This window comes from Enterococcus sp. CSURQ0835, assembly GCF_902706605.1.
Taxonomy (GTDB): domain Bacteria; phylum Bacillota; class Bacilli; order Lactobacillales; family Enterococcaceae; genus Enterococcus_A.
Genome location: NZ_CACSLH010000021.1, coordinates 37,306 through 53,008, shown reverse-complemented (window position 1 = coordinate 53,008; position 15,703 = coordinate 37,306). Strand labels below are relative to the sequence as shown.

Below are 15,703 nucleotides of genomic sequence, written 5' to 3'. Positions count from 1 at the left end.
TCTCTAGTTAGAACAACAAATAAAAATATTCTTTCATTAGTTATTCTTGTCATTATCAGTATACTGATATTAGTGTTTACATACTATTTTTCAAAAGAGGTAATACAATGGTTCACTGTGATTTTAAATCCTTTTATAGAAAGACAAAAATATCAAGTTAGAAATAATTCTGGATTTGGAAACTATATTAATTCTGGAAGATTTATCTTTTTGAAGAAGATAATTATCTTCTGGTTGGAGAAAGTTAATATATCCGGTTACTTATTTGGAATTGGCATTTCAGAGCTATTAAAACAAACTAAACACATAGCAGAGATGGATATCTTTGATATATGGTTTACTACTGGAATACCAGGCGTATTTCTTTCTTATGGTATTGTTCAAAAAGGAGTATTCAAGCTAACTATAAATCAGGAAAATAAGTGGAGATATTTTTGTTTAGCTATGGTTCTAATCGGTGAGCTATTTAGTATATTTGGAGGACATGTTTTTGTAGATATTATTTCATCAACATTAATTGCTCTGCTAATTGGCTTGGGATGTTTGAGAGAAAGAAAGGAAAATGATGTAAATAAAAATAAATTTTTATATGGATTATAAAATTGAATATTTTTTTCTTTCCAAAAATAATATTCAATTCGAGCAACAATACCAGAGAAGGAATGAAATCTAAAGTACAGAGATATATGCACATAGGCGATTATCTAATGATAATTTTAGAAATATTAGAGCTTCAAAGTTTAGATGAGATTTTTTGAAAATAATATTTTGATTAGGGGTAGGATAATTATTCTTAGGGGAATAAAAATGGGGATAGATACAATCAATGGTGAGAAATCATCAGTTACAAAAAAGTTACTATATTCGTTATAGTTAGAAGAAACTATGTAAAAAAATTGGAGTAGATTAATTCATGGTAAATAAATTAAAATTACATGTAGTATCTAATATGTATCCGTCTAGGGAGGCTCCTACGTTTGGTACTTTCGTAAAAAGTTCATGTGATCAATTGAAGAAAAATGGATTCATAATTGATTTGTCAGTAATAAATAATAAAAAAGGAAATTTCTTCAAAAAGATAAACAGGTATTTATTTTTTTATTTTAATGTGTGGAAAAAAGAGCAAATCTACAATTACGATATAACTTACGTTCATTATATATCTCATTCATCCGTACCTTTACTTTTCGCTAGAAAAAAAAATTTATTAATCTTAAATGTTCATGGCACAGATATATTACCAACTTCTCTTAAACAACGTCTATTTCTTCCAGTTGTAAGAAAATCCTTAAAGAAATCAGATTTAATAGTTGTACCATCGAATTATTATAAATCAGTATTAGAAGATAGATTTAGTATTACCTCTAAAAAAATATTTATTTCTCCGTCTGGTGGAGTAAATACTGATATATTCTTTTCAAATGGATTAAGAAAAAAGACCAGAATTTCAACAGTTGCGTTCATAAGTAGAATTGAAAAAAGTAAAGAGTGGAGAACGTTTTTAAAAGCAATCACTAAACTAGACTCAAAAAAATTTGAATTTATTATTATTGGATCAGGAAGCGAAAAAAAGCTTATGATGGAAAAAATAAGTCATTTGAGGGAAAAATTCAAAATTGATACTTATTCAGCAATGAAGCAGACAGAACTGAGTAAAATATTTAATAAGATAGATGTTTTTGTTTTTCCAAGTCGACAAGAAAGTTTAGGCTTACTGGGAATAGAAGCAATGGCCTGTGCTTGTCCTGTTATCGGGGCAGATAACGAAGGAATTGCATCTTATATTGAGGATGGAGTAAATGGCTATTTATTTGAAACTGGAGATTATGTACATTTAACAAAATGTTTAATCAAATTTGGAAGTCAAAGCGAAGAGACAAGGAAACAGATGAAGTTTGAAGCATTAAAAACTGCAAAAAAGTTTGAAAGTAATAGAATAGGCGACAAATTAGGAAAAAAGCTAAAAAAATTATACGATATGAGGAGTTATGAATGATCAACTTTAGTATTATAGTCCCGACTTTTAATAGTCCCAAAAAAACAGTGAGATTATTAAAAACATTGAAACTTAAAACTCATAAAGATGTTGAAGTTATTATTGTGGATGATCAGAGTACCGTCAATATAGATATCTTACTTAAATATATTGAAAAATTTGAAAATATTAGCTTTTTTATAAATCCAAATAAAGGGGCAGGAGCCGCAAGAAATGAAGGTTTGAAATTATCAAAAGGGAAATGGATTATTTTTGCAGATGCAGATGACTTTTTTTTGAAGGATTATTATGAATCAATCTCGTTATATAAAAACAGTTCTGCTGATATTATTTATTTCCATTGTCATAGTTGTTATGAAAATAGTACTCAAGTTGCAGATAGACATGTTCATGTTAATCATCTACTAAGCAATTACATTCTTGCGAAATCTATCTCATGTGAATTAGCCTTGAGAACAAGATGGGTTACTCCATGGGGGAAAATGATCAACAGAAAGTTTATTTTATTAAATGAAATAGTGTTCGATAATGTACGGGTATCAAATGACATATATTTTTCAGTTAAAGCAGGAATTTTAGCAAATGAAATAGAAGGATCCGATAGAGTTATTTATTGCATAACTAAATCTAATTCGAGTTTAACGGCAGGAAAGAGCAGTGAGGACTATAAGATACGTACAGAAAGTTTGGCAAAAGCTTCTCGCTATGTGTGTGAACATCTTAACTATACGGAACAAAAAATGACGGGATGGAGCTCGAAAAAATGGATTCTAAAAGACTCTAGAATGTTTAATGTAAGTATTTTAAATGTGTTTACTTCATATATAATATTGAAAAAAAATGGACTAGGACTTTTTAGATTGAGAGGATAATTATGAAAATTTCAATATTCGGCTTAGGTTATGTTGGTCTTGCTAATGCCTTACTATTAGCTCAAAAAGAGCAAGTAATGGCTTATGATATCGTTGAGGAAAAAGTTAGTTTGCTTCAAAAGGGACAATCACCTTTAGAAGATAAAGAAATCCATGAATTTATGGATCGAAAAGATTTAAAAGTAGAGTTTACGAGTGATTTTGAAGCAGCAGTAAAGTTCGGCGACTATTTGATCATTGCTACGCCAACCGATTATGATGAAAAGAAAAATTATTTTGACACATCGACGGTTGAGGATGTAATTGAAAAAGCGCTGGCGATTCGTCCCAATGCTACATTTGTCATCAAATCAACTGTTCCAGTAGGGTATACCCTTGAAGTAAAAGCTAAATTTAAAACTGAAAATATTATTTTCTCGCCTGAGTTTCTAAGAGAAGGACGCGCACTGTATGATAACTTGCATCCTTCTAGGATTGTAATTGGTGAAGTTTCAGAACGTGGTCAGCAATTGGCAGATATGTTTAAAGCAAATACGCTTGATCAAGACACACCAGTTTTATTGACGAACTCAACTGAAGCTGAAGCGATCAAGTTGTTTTCAAATACGTATTTAGCTGCTCGAGTGGCGTACTTTAACGAACTAGATACATATGCGGAATCTCGCCACCTAGATAGTAGACAAATCATTGAAGGTGTCTGTCTTGATCCTCGAGTGGGATCACATTATAACAATCCATCATTCGGTTATGGTGGGTACTGTTTACCAAAAGACACGAAGCAATTACGAGCAAATTATGCTGAAGTACCTAGTAATATTATTGGCGCGATCGTGGATTCTAATACGACGCGAAAAGATTTTATTGCTGAGCAGATTATTGCTAGAAAACCACGAATCGTTGGAATTTATCGTCTGACTATGAAGGCAAATTCTGATAATTTCCGTTATTCATCTGTGCAAGGCGTCATGAAACGAATCAAAGCAAAAGGGATTCCAGTTGTGGTATTTGAACCAACTTTAGAAGCAGCTGATTTTTTCAATTCACCGGTAGTTAGAAATCTTGCTGATTTTAAAAATATGTGTGATGTGATTGTATCTAATCGCTTTGAAGAAGAGTTAGCAGATATAGAAGAAAAAATTTATACGAGAGATATCTTTGGGAGAGATTAGAGGATTAACAAAATGAAAAAACAAATAAAAAATATAATGTTTCGTACTATGCCTAAAAGTACACTCCAGTTACTTTATTATCGAACTACTGGAAAGAAATTAAATCTAAAAAATCCAAAAACTTTTAACGAGAAAATACAATGGTTAAAATACTACTACAATCCTTATAATGAGAGAATCATTGAATGTGCAGATAAATATCGTTTTTATAACTACTTAGAGAAAGAAGGATTAAGCCAATATAGTAATAGACTATTAAAGGCTTGGGATTCTCCCGATGAAATTAATCTTTCATCTTTACCAGAAAAGTTTGTATTAAAGACAAATAATGCTAGTGGAACTAATATTTTTTGTGGAGACAAAAAAATATTTAATATGAGTAAAGCAATCAATGAGGTTGAACGCTTTTATAAACAAGATTTTGGTTTCAATAGCTATGAACTACAATATTCTAAAATGAAACCTAAAATCATAGCTGAAGAAATGTTAGTATTTGATAGTCGAAACTTAGATTATAGTTTTTATTGTTTTAATGGAGAGCCTAAATTTTGTAAGGTGCTTAGTTTTTCTGACAAAGTAACAAAAGAAAATAAAGGAATCTGTCTAGATAATGACTGGAAAGATATGAAATTTGATAATGATAAAAGTAAAATGGACAGTATTCCTAAACGGCCTGATCAATTAGAAGAAATGGTTGATGTTTGTAATAAAGTTGCAAAAGAGTTTCCCTTCGTACGAGTAGATTTTTTCCAATGTATTGATCGAGTTGTTTTAGGGGAATTAACTTTTTCACCTGCATCAGGATTTTTAGATACTTTTACCGATACAGCTCAAAACGTGATGGGAGAATGGCTAACGTTACCGAACCCACTGAGAAACAAAAAGTCTTAAAAGCATAGAAATAGGTGGTGAATGATTTATGGAAAAAGTATCTATCATAATTCCCGCATATAATGTAGAAAATTATATAGCGGAATGTTTAGAAAGTGTATTTAATCAAACTTATAAAAATATTGAGTGTATTGTAATAGATGATGGCAGTACTGATAATACTGCAAAAATAATTAAAGAATATGATAAGAAGTATAATAACTTAGTTTATATACTTCAACTGAATCAAGGACCATCTGTTGCTAGAAACAAGGGTCTAAAATGTGCTACAGGTGAGTTTATTTTTTTCCTGGATTCAGATGATTATATGGGGAGAGATTTCTTATCCCAAACTATTAAGACTTCTGCTCTTCAAAAAGCAGATATGATATTTTTTGATATGAACTCTTTTACTGATAATAGTAGGTATAGTAAATCAATTGAAAGATCCAAAACTAACAAACGTTTTACTAAATTGATAGCAGAAAAGTTGTATACTAAAAATAAATTTTTCGAAGAATGCGAATATAATCTGCCAACTGTGGTTACATCTTGCTTAATTAGGAAGTCCTTACTTGATAGGTGTGATCTTTTGTTTTATCCTGGAATTTTGCATGAAGATGATTTATTTTTAATGCACCTATTCTTTCATGTGGAAAAAGTGATGTATATCAATGAAGTTGGTTATTATCATCGGTTGCGTGATAATTCAATTATGACCACAACAAGTCATTTACATATTTTAGAACGCTATCGTTCAAGAAACATTATTATTGATCAATTTGATCTGTTTTATACTAAATATGGAAATGAATTTTCAACAGAATTTAATCACTACTTTAAAATGAAATACAAAGGACAAATTGCTGCATGCAATCAAATGGCTAGTGAACTTTATAGAAAAAATATGAGTGAAACTAAAATAATAGATAAAAAATTCAAGTTAAAACAAATTGTAAAAAATATGCTTTATTCAGTTAGAGGTGTAGCATGGCACAACAAAACAGAACAAAGTTAGCTTTAAAAAATTCAGCTACTTCTACAATCGCGACTGTTTTACAAATTTTAGTGACTTATATTTCGAGAACGTTTTTTATCTATTATTTAGGTAAAGAATATCTAGGTATCAATGGGTTGTTTACTAGTGTTCTTTCTTTTCTTTCTTTAGTTGAATTGGGGATTGGACCCACGATAACTTATTCATTATATAAACCTCTGGCAAAGAAGCAGTGGGGGACAGTAAAGTCATTAATGAGGCTTTATCAAAAGACATATCGAATTATAGCAGTGTTAGTGTTTATTTTAGGAATCAGCTTTCTGCCTTTTATGAAATTTTTTATTGATCAGGCCATGTCTATTCCAATGTTCAGAATACAAATGATTTATGGCTTATTTTTATTGAATTCAGTTTCCTCTTACTTTTTCACGTATAATCGATCATTGTTAATGGCGGATCAAAAAAATTATATCAATACATCGTATACTTTAATTGCTAATATAGTAATTTCCATTTTGCAAGTAGGGATTTTAGTTTTAACGAAAAGCTTCATGTATTATTTGGTAGTTGCGATAATAGTCAATTTTGTATTTAATATTATTATTTCTAAAAGAGTACATACTATGTATTCGATAGTTTGGAACTCTGATTTAGTTCCCATCAATACTAAAGAAATATCTGAGATGAAGCATTTAACAGTAGGAAATGTTGCTAACAAGGTTGGAACGATCATAGTTAAATCCTCTGATAATTTGATTATCGCTCGTTTTGTCAGTGTAACTGCGGTAGGGGTTTATTCAAACTATGTGATGATCTTAAATAGTCTTCAGATGGTTATTAACAGTGCGATTACTTCCGTGACATCTGGTTTAGGTAATGCGGCGGTTGAGGAGTCAGTTGCTAAAAATAGAGAACTTTTTTACTTGCATAACTTTGTAAATAATTCATTAGTTTATTTCTCAGGAATAATTTTTGCTGCGTGTATTAATCCGTTCATCTCTATTTGGGTAGGAAGTAGTTACCAAGTCAGCCGCCTTACTTTAACGGTGATTGTCATCAATTATTTTATTCAGGGGTTTCGAGGAACACCACTAGTTTTTATTAGCTCTCATGGCTTAGCTTGGAAACAGCGGTGGAAACCCATCGTTGAGTCAGTTACTAATATAGTTTTTTCTTTTCTATTTATCAAATTTACTGATTTACAAGTAGCTGGAGTATTATTAGGTACTATTTGTTCAAGTTTGCTAACAGTTTCTTGGTATGAGCCATACTTAGTGGTGACTAAAGAGTTGGGAGATCGATTTAGAAATTATCTAGTTCAAATGTTTTATTTGTTAAGCGCGATTTTAGTAAATTTTGGTTTGCTAGCCTTAATTGAAGTAAATGTGTCCTTCTCTTCTTATTTGCTATTGATATGGCGTTTGGGCGTAAGCTCAGCTTTATCATTAGTAATCTTTCTTTTGTTCTTTAGCAGAACAAAAGAATTTTCCAAGCTAATAAAGATTTTAAAAATACCTGAATATGCAAAAAAAATTCAACGATTTTATGGGAAAGAAATGATTTAATAGATGTAAGCTACTCAGTGTCTAACAAACCCTAAAAGTATCATCGCCTTCGCGGTGATACTTTTTTCTGAGAAAGGTGGGAGTCGATGAAGAAATTTTTTATGAGCACGATCAACTTGTTTATCTCTTTTGCGGCTGCCTTTGTGATCATTGAAAAAATCGCGTTGCCGACATTGGATCATTATTTGCGGTTGAGTCGGATGATGGAACGTTTTTATTATACGGATGAAGTGCTGATTTTATTTTTGGGATTGACTATTTGGCTGTTTGTTTTGCAGTGGCAAGCTCGGAAGATCTCAGCGGTGTATATGTATTTGGTGTTCAGTGTGTATTTGTTTTTATTGTTTGTCGTTTTGTTTACGAAGGCGGCCACGTATCATACGTTTACGTCTGCGTTATTTGATTTTATTCGTTGGGATGCGAAAATATTGATGGAAGCTGGCTTGAATATCATTTATTTTTTACCGTTGGGCATCTTGTATCGCCTGCATGCAAGTAAAAAGCAGTTCGTGGTGATCGCGCTTTTGACGATTTTAGGCATCGAGACGATTCAGTATGTTTTTTATTTGGGGACGTTTGCGTTGAGTGATATTTTGTTAAATTTTTGTGGTTGTTGGCTTGGGTATTTTCTCGGCGGATATGGCTTGCGTCATTTTCAAATCAAAAGTTAACTGAACAATTGCGCGAAATTCTAAAGTGGTGTGAGCCGCTTTTTTTTGTTACAGGCGTGCTACGAGAAAACAGAATTATTTTTAAAGTTCAAACGTCGTCGAGCGCCTCGTTTGTTTAACATAAAATGAAATAGCTTTCAAATGAAACGCTTTGTTTATTCATTATTTATAAAATAAATAGGATCTTAAGCGGAATAGTTGCGAAATGTACGTGATTCCCCGTATCATCAAAAGCAGAGGGGCAGATTAAACTGTCCAATCAAGTGGTCAAGTGAGTCAAGTGAATGGCTGACCGCTCGGAAAGAATCAAACGCACGTAAAGACTAGGAGGAATTCAGATGGAAGAAAACACAGCAAACCAGCAGCAGGCGGCGACCACTGAATCAGCGGTCGAAGGAAGCGTAACGATCAGTGATCAAGTGGTCCAAAAGATCATCAAAGAAACGATCGAGCAAGTGGAAGGTCTGTTGAATATTTCAGACAGTCTATTTGCCAAAGTGGCTGAAAAAGTCAGCGATGAACAGGCAGCAACCAGCGGGATCGACACCGAGGTCGGAGAAAAAGAAGTGGCGGCCGATCTAGACATCGCCATCGATTATGGGACGGATGTGCCGAAGATGGCCGACGAATTGCGCGAGCTCATGTATACGGAAGTCAAAAAAATGACCGGGCTTGAGGTAGTCGAAGTCAATTTGAATATTGTTGATATTTTGACGGAAGAAGAAAAAGCCGCGGCAGAAGAAAAAGAAGCAGAAGAAAGCCAGGAATCAACTAAAGCACATTCCGAATCAGCTTCAACTGAAGATTCAAGCGAGTCTTCAGACGATCAAGCTGCTAAAGATTCAGAAATGGAGTCTGTTAAAAATTCAGAAAACGAGGCTGAAAAAGACTCACAGGTCGATGCTAAAAAAGAATTGACTACCGCTTCAGCAAAAGAAGTCGAAGAACGTTCAACTGAGGAAGCTGACCAGCCAGCAAAAGAAAAAATTGCAGGTAGCGACGACACGGAGTCAGCTAAAAAAGAGTCGGCTAAGTCAGAAGTATCAGCTAAAAAGCCAACTACTACAAAAGCTGAAACGAAAAAAGAAGAGCCAAGAGCAGAGGCAACAAAAGAAGAAAGTGATGCTGAGACCACAGAATGTGACAATACCCCAGATTTTTCAAGGGAACCGTCACAAGTGGTGTTAGAAACGGTTAATTTGGAAACGACTGATGTGTTGGACCAAGTCGTAGAAGAGGAAATGAGTTCCGCTGATTAAAGTGATGTGCTGAAGTTAGTTAAAGGGCAAAGTAAAAAGCTATGAAAATCGCAATGCAACGCGTTTTCATAGCTTTTTCGTTGTTTATTTTTTATCTTGTTTCATCACCGTAGGAGCATTGTCTTTTTGGCCGATCTTTTGACGGATCGTACGCTCACTGCCTTCATCGGTCAAGATCTGCAAGATGTCGCCGGCTTTCATGACCGTGTCGCCGTGGGTGATGATCTCATTGGTGCCGCGGCGCAATGAGACGAGGATCATTTCTTTGGGCCAATTGAAATCGCGGACCATCACGTTGTCGAGATTACTTTCGACGGTCACGGGATATTCGATGATCGTTTTTTTGCCGCTGATGGTGACAGTTTTGTGTTTCAACAGTCGTTCTAGCAGTGATTCGTAGATCGGATTGCCACCTAAGATATCATTGACGACATAAGCGACTAACGAGACGACCGCTAACGGCATCAAATGAGTGATGTTGCCCACCATTTCAGTGACCAGTAAGATCGCAGTCAATGGGGCTTTTCCGATGGCGGTGAAATAGCCAGCCATCGCAAAAATCGCAAAGTCGCGGATAAAGATCGGGTCCATGCCGAACAGTTGTTGTAAAGCCGTCCCGTAGATCGCGCCGATCAACGCACCTAAAGTCAAGATCGGTAAAAAGATCCCGCCAGGTAAGTTGGAGCCGTATGAGACCATCGAAAAAATAAAACGCAGTAAAAAGATCACGCACAAAAAGGTAAACGGAAAGTATTCATGACCTAATGCAATCACGATCTGGTTCCCACCGCCTAAGTAATGGGGGAAAAAGTAGCCAACCGGAATGATCAATAAAAAAGGAATGATGCAATAAAAATTGGTTGGCAGTTTTGTTTTACTAAACCAATAAGGCAGTGAAAGCAAGGTGGCCTGATAGACATAGCCTAAGATGCCCAAGATCACACCTAATAAAACGAGTGGGGCATACAAATGCAATGGCAATTGTGGAACGTTTTCGACATATAAGACAGGACGCAAACCGAAAAAATTCAGTGAGACGAGGTTTGACGCGATCGCCGCTGTCAGTGAGGTCAGCCACATCAAAGGAGAAAAGGTGTGGTGGACTTCTTCGATCACAAACATCAAGCCGGCGATTGGTGCATTGAAAGCTGCGGCTAACCCGGCGGCCGCGCCACTGGATAAGAAGATCTTGCTTTCAGAAGTACTGGCGCGAGTTTTTTCGCTAAAGCCTTGTGCGACCATCGCGCCCAGTTGGATCGAGGGGCCTTCTCGTCCTAAAAATAGACCAGCGCCGACTCCTAAGACACCACCGACGAATTTTTTCCATAAGACGGAAAACCAACGTTGGTGGATCTCGCCTTGAAGTTGGCCTTCGACTTGTGGGATCCCGCTGCCTTTGATGTCTGGATCTGATTTGATCAGTTGGGCTAAGATGACAGCAATGACAGTCATGAGCACTGCCCATAATAGTAAATAACTGGGGTGAGTGTGGGACCACTGATAAAATTTAACTGTTTGGGCCATCAGTTTTTCGATCGCTAAACGAAAAAAACTGACGACTGTACCAGATAACAAACCGATCAGTAATCCTTTTAAAATAAAAATCAATTTCGTATCATCCAAACGGGTGATCTCATGGTTCTTTTTTTTCATTTCCTGGCCTCCAAAAAAGGTTTCAACTAACATAATGTAGCACGAAAATGGTAAGCTGGGGAACTTTTTTATGGAAAAAGCCGAGTTTTTTTCTAGGGGAAATCAGTCCTTTGTCAGCCGGTGAATTAGTTTAAGGTATTCAAAACTGGCAGCGAGAAAAGTTTGAAGATCGTTTGGAAAAACCGCTTTGGATTTTTGGCTGTTCGGCTGTTCAAACGCGTGCGAGATGCTATAATAGGAAAGATCGAAAAATGAAAGGACGTTTTGCATGCCACGCAAGCAAGAATTGCTCGAAGGATTAAATCCGAAACAACAAGAAGCAGTGTTACATACAGAAGGGCCACTTCTTATCATGGCCGGAGCCGGTAGTGGAAAGACGCGGGTCTTGACGCACCGGATCGCTTATTTAATAGAAGAAAAAGAAGTCAATCCTTGGAATATTTTAGCGATTACCTTTACGAATAAAGCCGCGCGCGAGATGAAAGAGCGGGTCAATGGAATCTTAGGTCAAGGCGGTGAAGATGTTTGGGTCTCGACGTTTCACTCGATGTGTGTCCGGATCTTACGGCGAGATGTCGATGCAATTGGGTATGATCGGAATTTTACGATTTTAGATAGTTCTGATCAGTTGACCTTGATGAAACGGATCTTAAAAGAGCTGAATATCGATCCGAAAAAATTTAATCCCCGGGCGATCTTAGGCAACATCAGCAATGCGAAAAATGAATTGCAGACACCGGAAGATTATGCGCAGTTGCAAGGCGATTATTTCCAACAGTTGACCGCACAATGTTATGATGCGTATCAAAAAGCGTTACGAAACAATCAAAGTATGGATTTTGATGATTTGATCATGAACACGATCCGGTTGTTTTCTGAGCGGCCAGAAGTGTTAGCTTATTACCAAAATAAATTTCATTATTTGCATGTGGATGAGTACCAAGATACGAACCATGCCCAGTACACGTTAGTCAATTTGTTGGCGGCGCGGTTTAAAAATCTCTGTGTCGTAGGGGATGCGGACCAAAGTATTTATGGTTGGCGCGGGGCGGATATGCAAAATATTTTAGATTTTGAAAAAGATTATCCCGATGCCAGTGTGATCTTGTTAGAACAAAATTATCGTTCGACGAAAAAAATCTTAGCGGCGGCAAACCAAGTGATCCAAAACAACAGCAATCGGCGGCCGAAAGATTTGTGGACGGAAAATACTGACGGTAAGCAGATCACGTATTATCGCGGCGATAGTGAACGTTCCGAGGCGCAGTTTATCGTTTCTGTGATCCAACAAGAGATCCATGAGAAAAATCGGAGCTTCAATGATTTTGCGGTGTTGTATCGAACGAATGCGCAATCGCGGATGGTGGAAGATACGTTGGTGAAATCGAATATTCCGTATACGATGGTGGGCGGGCATAAGTTCTACGATCGAAAAGAGATCAAAGACATCATCGCTTATTTGAATATCATCAATAATCCGCGGGACGGTGTCAGTTTTGAACGGATCGTCAATGTTCCAAAACGCGGAATCGGTGCGGCCTCAGTCGAAAAATTGCGGGCATTTGCGCAACTGCATGATTGGTCGATGACAGAAGCGGCTGAAAATGTTGACTTAGCTAATATTTCCGGGAAAGCTGGCAAACAGCTAGGGGAATTTGGTATGATGATCGGACATTTTCAAGAGATGATCCCGTATTTGTCAGTGACGGAATTAGTGGATCAAGTCTTAGAAAAAAGTGGTTATTTGCAAGATCTAAAAAATCAGCGGACGATCGAAGCCGAATCACGGCTGGAAAACTTAGAAGAATTTCGTTCCGTTACCCAAGAGTTTGACAAGCGGTTTGAAAATCAAGACGAAGAAGCGGCACCAGAAGAAAAATTGGCGATCTTTTTAAATGATTTGGCATTGGTTTCTGATTTGGATGATTACCAAGAAACGAGCGCGCAAGTCACGTTGATGACCCTTCACGCAGCTAAAGGGTTGGAATTTCCAGTCGTCTTTTTAGTCGGGATGGAAGAAAATCTCTTCCCATTGTCGCGCGCGTTGATGGAAGAAGCTGAATTAGAAGAGGAACGGCGGCTAGCTTATGTGGGGATCACTCGGGCCGAAGAAGAGTTGTATTTGACGAACGCCTTTTCCCGCACGCTTTATGGGAAGACCCAATACAATCAGCCGTCGCGTTTTATTGAAGAGATCGATGACGAGTTATTGGCGCCAACAGGTATGCAGCCGCAAAAAAATTCGCCGTTTGCAACGCGGACAACTCAATCAACTAGCCAAACGACGCAACCGATGACGCGTAAAGAACAGCGTTACGCTCAAGCGACGCGGCCACCGGTAACTGCTAAAACGGCGACCGGTGGTGAAAAGACGGCTTGGCGGACAGGTGACAAAGCGCAACATAAAAAATGGGGCATCGGTACGGTAGTTTCGGTTTCAGGAACAGGGCAAGACATTGAGTTAGATATCGCCTTTCCCGGTCAAGGAGTCAAACGATTGTTGGCGGCTTTTGCACCGATCGAAAAAGTCTAGGAGGTTCAGGCAATGGAGGAATCTTTACAGCAAGCAGAAAGCCGGGTCGCACAATTACGGGCCCAGCTGAATCAATATGCGTATGAATATTATGTGAAAGATCAGCCGAGTGTTGAAGATTATGTCTATGATAAATTGTACCAAGAGCTAGTGGAGCTAGAAGAAGCGTATCCCGATCTGATCACTAGCGATTCACCGACGCAACGAGTTGGCGGCAAAGTGCTGGCGGGGTTTGAAAAAGTCACCCATGATATTCCGCTGTATAGTTTGAATGACGTGTTCAGCCGTGAAGAGTTAGTCGCATTTGATCAGCGGGTCAAAAAAAGTGTCGGCGAACAAGTCACTTATTGTTGTGAGTTGAAAATCGATGGATTGTCGATTTCATTGAAGTATGAGAACGGCCGCTTCGTTCAAGGGGCAACCCGCGGTGACGGAACAGTCGGTGAAAATATCACCGAAAACCTCAAGACCGTCAAATCGATCCCGTTGACATTAACGGAACCTTTAACGATCGAAGTGCGAGGCGAGTGCTACATGCCGAAAAAATCATTTGTCGCGTTGAATCAAAAACGAGAAGCTGAGGGACAAGCTGTTTTTGCAAATCCTCGGAATGCGGCAGCTGGCAGTTTGCGTCAATTAGATTCAAAGATCACTGCCAAACGTAATCTCAGCACGTTTTTATACACATTAGCTGATTTTGGTCCTTTAGAAGCCCAGACGCAAGATCAAGCATTGACTGAGCTAGCACGTTTAGGTTTTAAAACCAACGCTGAACGCAAAGTGTGTCACACGATCGATGAAGTGTGGGCCTACATCGAAGCATTTCATGAAAAACGAGCGCAGTTGGATTATGAGATCGACGGCATCGTAGTGAAAGTCAATCAGTTTGATTTACAGGACGAATTAGGTTTTACCGTGAAAGCTCCACGCTGGGCGACGGCGTATAAATTTCCGCCGGAAGAAGTGCAGACGCGTTTAGTGGAGATCGAATGGACGATCGGCCGCACTGGCGTCGTGACTCCAACAGCGATCATGGAACCGGTTCGTTTAGCGGGGACGACAGTTAGTCGGGCGAGTCTCCACAACAGTGATTACATCGAAGCCAAAGATATTCGGCTAGGGGATACGGTGTTAGTATATAAAGCCGGTGACATCATTCCCGAAGTAGCGCAAGTCGTATTAGACGCGCGGCCAAAAGACAGCACGCCGTATCCGATCCCGACTCATTGCCCTGTTTGTGACAGCGAGCTGGTCCATTTAGATGAAGAGGTAGCATTGCGCTGCATCAATCCAAAATGTCCTGCCCAGATCAAAGAAGGTTTGAATCATTTCGTTTCACGTAACGCGATGAATATCGACGGTCTTGGTCCACGAGTCTTAGCACAAATGTATGACAAGCACTTGGTGGCCGATGTGGCGGATCTCTATAAATTGACCAAAGATCAACTGTTGACCTTAGATAAGATCAAAGACAAAGCAGCAGAAAATATTTTACAAGCGATCGATGCTAGCCGTGGAAATTCGGTGGAACGACTCTTGTTTGGTTTAGGCATCCGCCACGTGGGTGCAAAAGCGGCGCGGATTTTAGCAGAACATTTTGGTGATCTGGAAACTTTGAGCCACGCGACGAAAGCTGAGATCGTCAATTTAAATACATTAGGCGATGTGATTGCCGATAGTGTCGTAACGTATTTTGAAAATGAAGAAGTCCATGAACTCGTGCAAGAATTAGCAGCAGCCGGGGTCAATTTGACTTATAAAGGCTTACGAACGAGTCAATTAGCCACTGTTGAGTCTCCTTTCAAAGATAAAACGATCGTCTTGACGGGCAAACTTTATCAATATACGCGAGAAGAAGCCAAAGAAAAAATCGAGAATCTCGGCGGAAAAGTTACCGGTAGCGTCTCGAAAAAAACCGATCTCGTGATTGCGGGCGAAGATGCCGGTAGTAAATTGACGAAGGCGCAAACGTTAGGCGTGACAGTTTGGGATGAACAACAAATGGTCGATGCGTTAGCGGCAAGTCAAGTTGGATAAATATTCACGACTGAGAGTTGACGAGTCGATTTAAAAACGAGTATTATAAATGAGATCACTCGTCGACTCAATTAAATGTTT

At 37.9% G+C, this 15,703-nt stretch carries 12 protein-coding genes; 11 read left to right on the top strand and 1 reads right to left on the bottom strand.

The window, feature by feature from the left end:
- From GVJ38_RS09480 to GVJ38_RS09440, 9 genes are all read left to right on the top strand, one after another.
- On the top strand, nucleotides 1-600 hold a 600-nt coding region (locus GVJ38_RS09480; protein WP_159722912.1), incomplete at its 5' end, for a hypothetical protein.
- Nucleotides 601-913: 313 nt separating this feature from the next.
- Nucleotides 914-1,996 (top strand): glycosyltransferase, encoded by a 1,083-nt coding sequence (locus tag GVJ38_RS09475; RefSeq protein ID WP_159722911.1) that lies wholly within the window; start codon nucleotides 914-916, stop codon nucleotides 1,994-1,996.
- Nucleotides 1,993-2,868 (top strand): glycosyltransferase family A protein, encoded by an 876-nt coding sequence (locus GVJ38_RS09470; RefSeq protein ID WP_159722910.1) that lies wholly within the window; start codon nucleotides 1,993-1,995, stop codon nucleotides 2,866-2,868. Before GVJ38_RS09475 ends, GVJ38_RS09470 begins: the two co-directional genes overlap by 4 nt.
- Nucleotides 2,869-2,870: 2 nt before the next feature.
- Complete coding sequence (locus GVJ38_RS09465; protein WP_159722909.1) at nucleotides 2,871-4,037, top strand: nucleotide sugar dehydrogenase; 1,167 nt, start codon at nucleotides 2,871-2,873, stop codon at nucleotides 4,035-4,037.
- Nucleotides 4,038-4,049: 12 nt separating this feature from the next.
- A complete protein-coding gene (locus GVJ38_RS09460) occupies nucleotides 4,050-4,928 on the top strand; it encodes an ATP-grasp fold amidoligase family protein (RefSeq protein WP_159722908.1) in 879 nt (292 codons plus the stop codon).
- A 28-nt stretch (nucleotides 4,929-4,956) separates the two neighbouring features.
- On the top strand, nucleotides 4,957-5,925 hold the full coding sequence (locus tag GVJ38_RS09455) for a glycosyltransferase family 2 protein (RefSeq protein ID WP_159722907.1): 969 nt from the start codon (nucleotides 4,957-4,959) through the stop codon (nucleotides 5,923-5,925).
- Nucleotides 5,898-7,469, top strand: coding sequence for a lipopolysaccharide biosynthesis protein (locus tag GVJ38_RS09450; RefSeq protein ID WP_159722906.1), 1,572 nt, complete (start codon nucleotides 5,898-5,900; stop codon nucleotides 7,467-7,469). Before GVJ38_RS09455 ends, GVJ38_RS09450 begins: the two co-directional genes overlap by 28 nt.
- Nucleotides 7,470-7,555: 86 nt before the next feature.
- Nucleotides 7,556-8,140, top strand: a complete 585-nt coding sequence (locus tag GVJ38_RS09445) for a VanZ family protein (protein WP_159722905.1) — start codon at nucleotides 7,556-7,558, stop codon at nucleotides 8,138-8,140.
- A gap of 338 nt (nucleotides 8,141-8,478) precedes the next feature.
- Nucleotides 8,479-9,399 (top strand): Asp23/Gls24 family envelope stress response protein, encoded by a 921-nt coding sequence (locus tag GVJ38_RS09440; protein ID WP_159722904.1) that lies wholly within the window; start codon nucleotides 8,479-8,481, stop codon nucleotides 9,397-9,399.
- Between the two features lie 84 nt (nucleotides 9,400-9,483).
- Here GVJ38_RS09440 and GVJ38_RS09435 read toward each other — a convergent pair whose 3' ends face one another.
- Nucleotides 9,484-11,052, bottom strand: coding sequence for a ClC family H(+)/Cl(-) exchange transporter (locus GVJ38_RS09435; RefSeq protein WP_159722903.1), 1,569 nt, complete (start codon nucleotides 11,050-11,052; stop codon nucleotides 9,484-9,486).
- A 268-nt stretch (nucleotides 11,053-11,320) separates the two neighbouring features.
- On the opposite strand from GVJ38_RS09435, the gene pcrA reads away from it, so the two are divergent.
- Nucleotides 11,321-13,585, top strand: coding sequence for a DNA helicase PcrA (gene pcrA, locus GVJ38_RS09430; protein ID WP_159722902.1), 2,265 nt, complete (start codon nucleotides 11,321-11,323; stop codon nucleotides 13,583-13,585).
- A gap of 12 nt (nucleotides 13,586-13,597) precedes the next feature.
- On the top strand, nucleotides 13,598-15,622 hold the full coding sequence (ligA, locus tag GVJ38_RS09425; RefSeq protein ID WP_159722901.1) for an NAD-dependent DNA ligase LigA: 2,025 nt from the start codon (nucleotides 13,598-13,600) through the stop codon (nucleotides 15,620-15,622).
- Nucleotides 15,623-15,703: the final 81 nt, after the last annotated feature.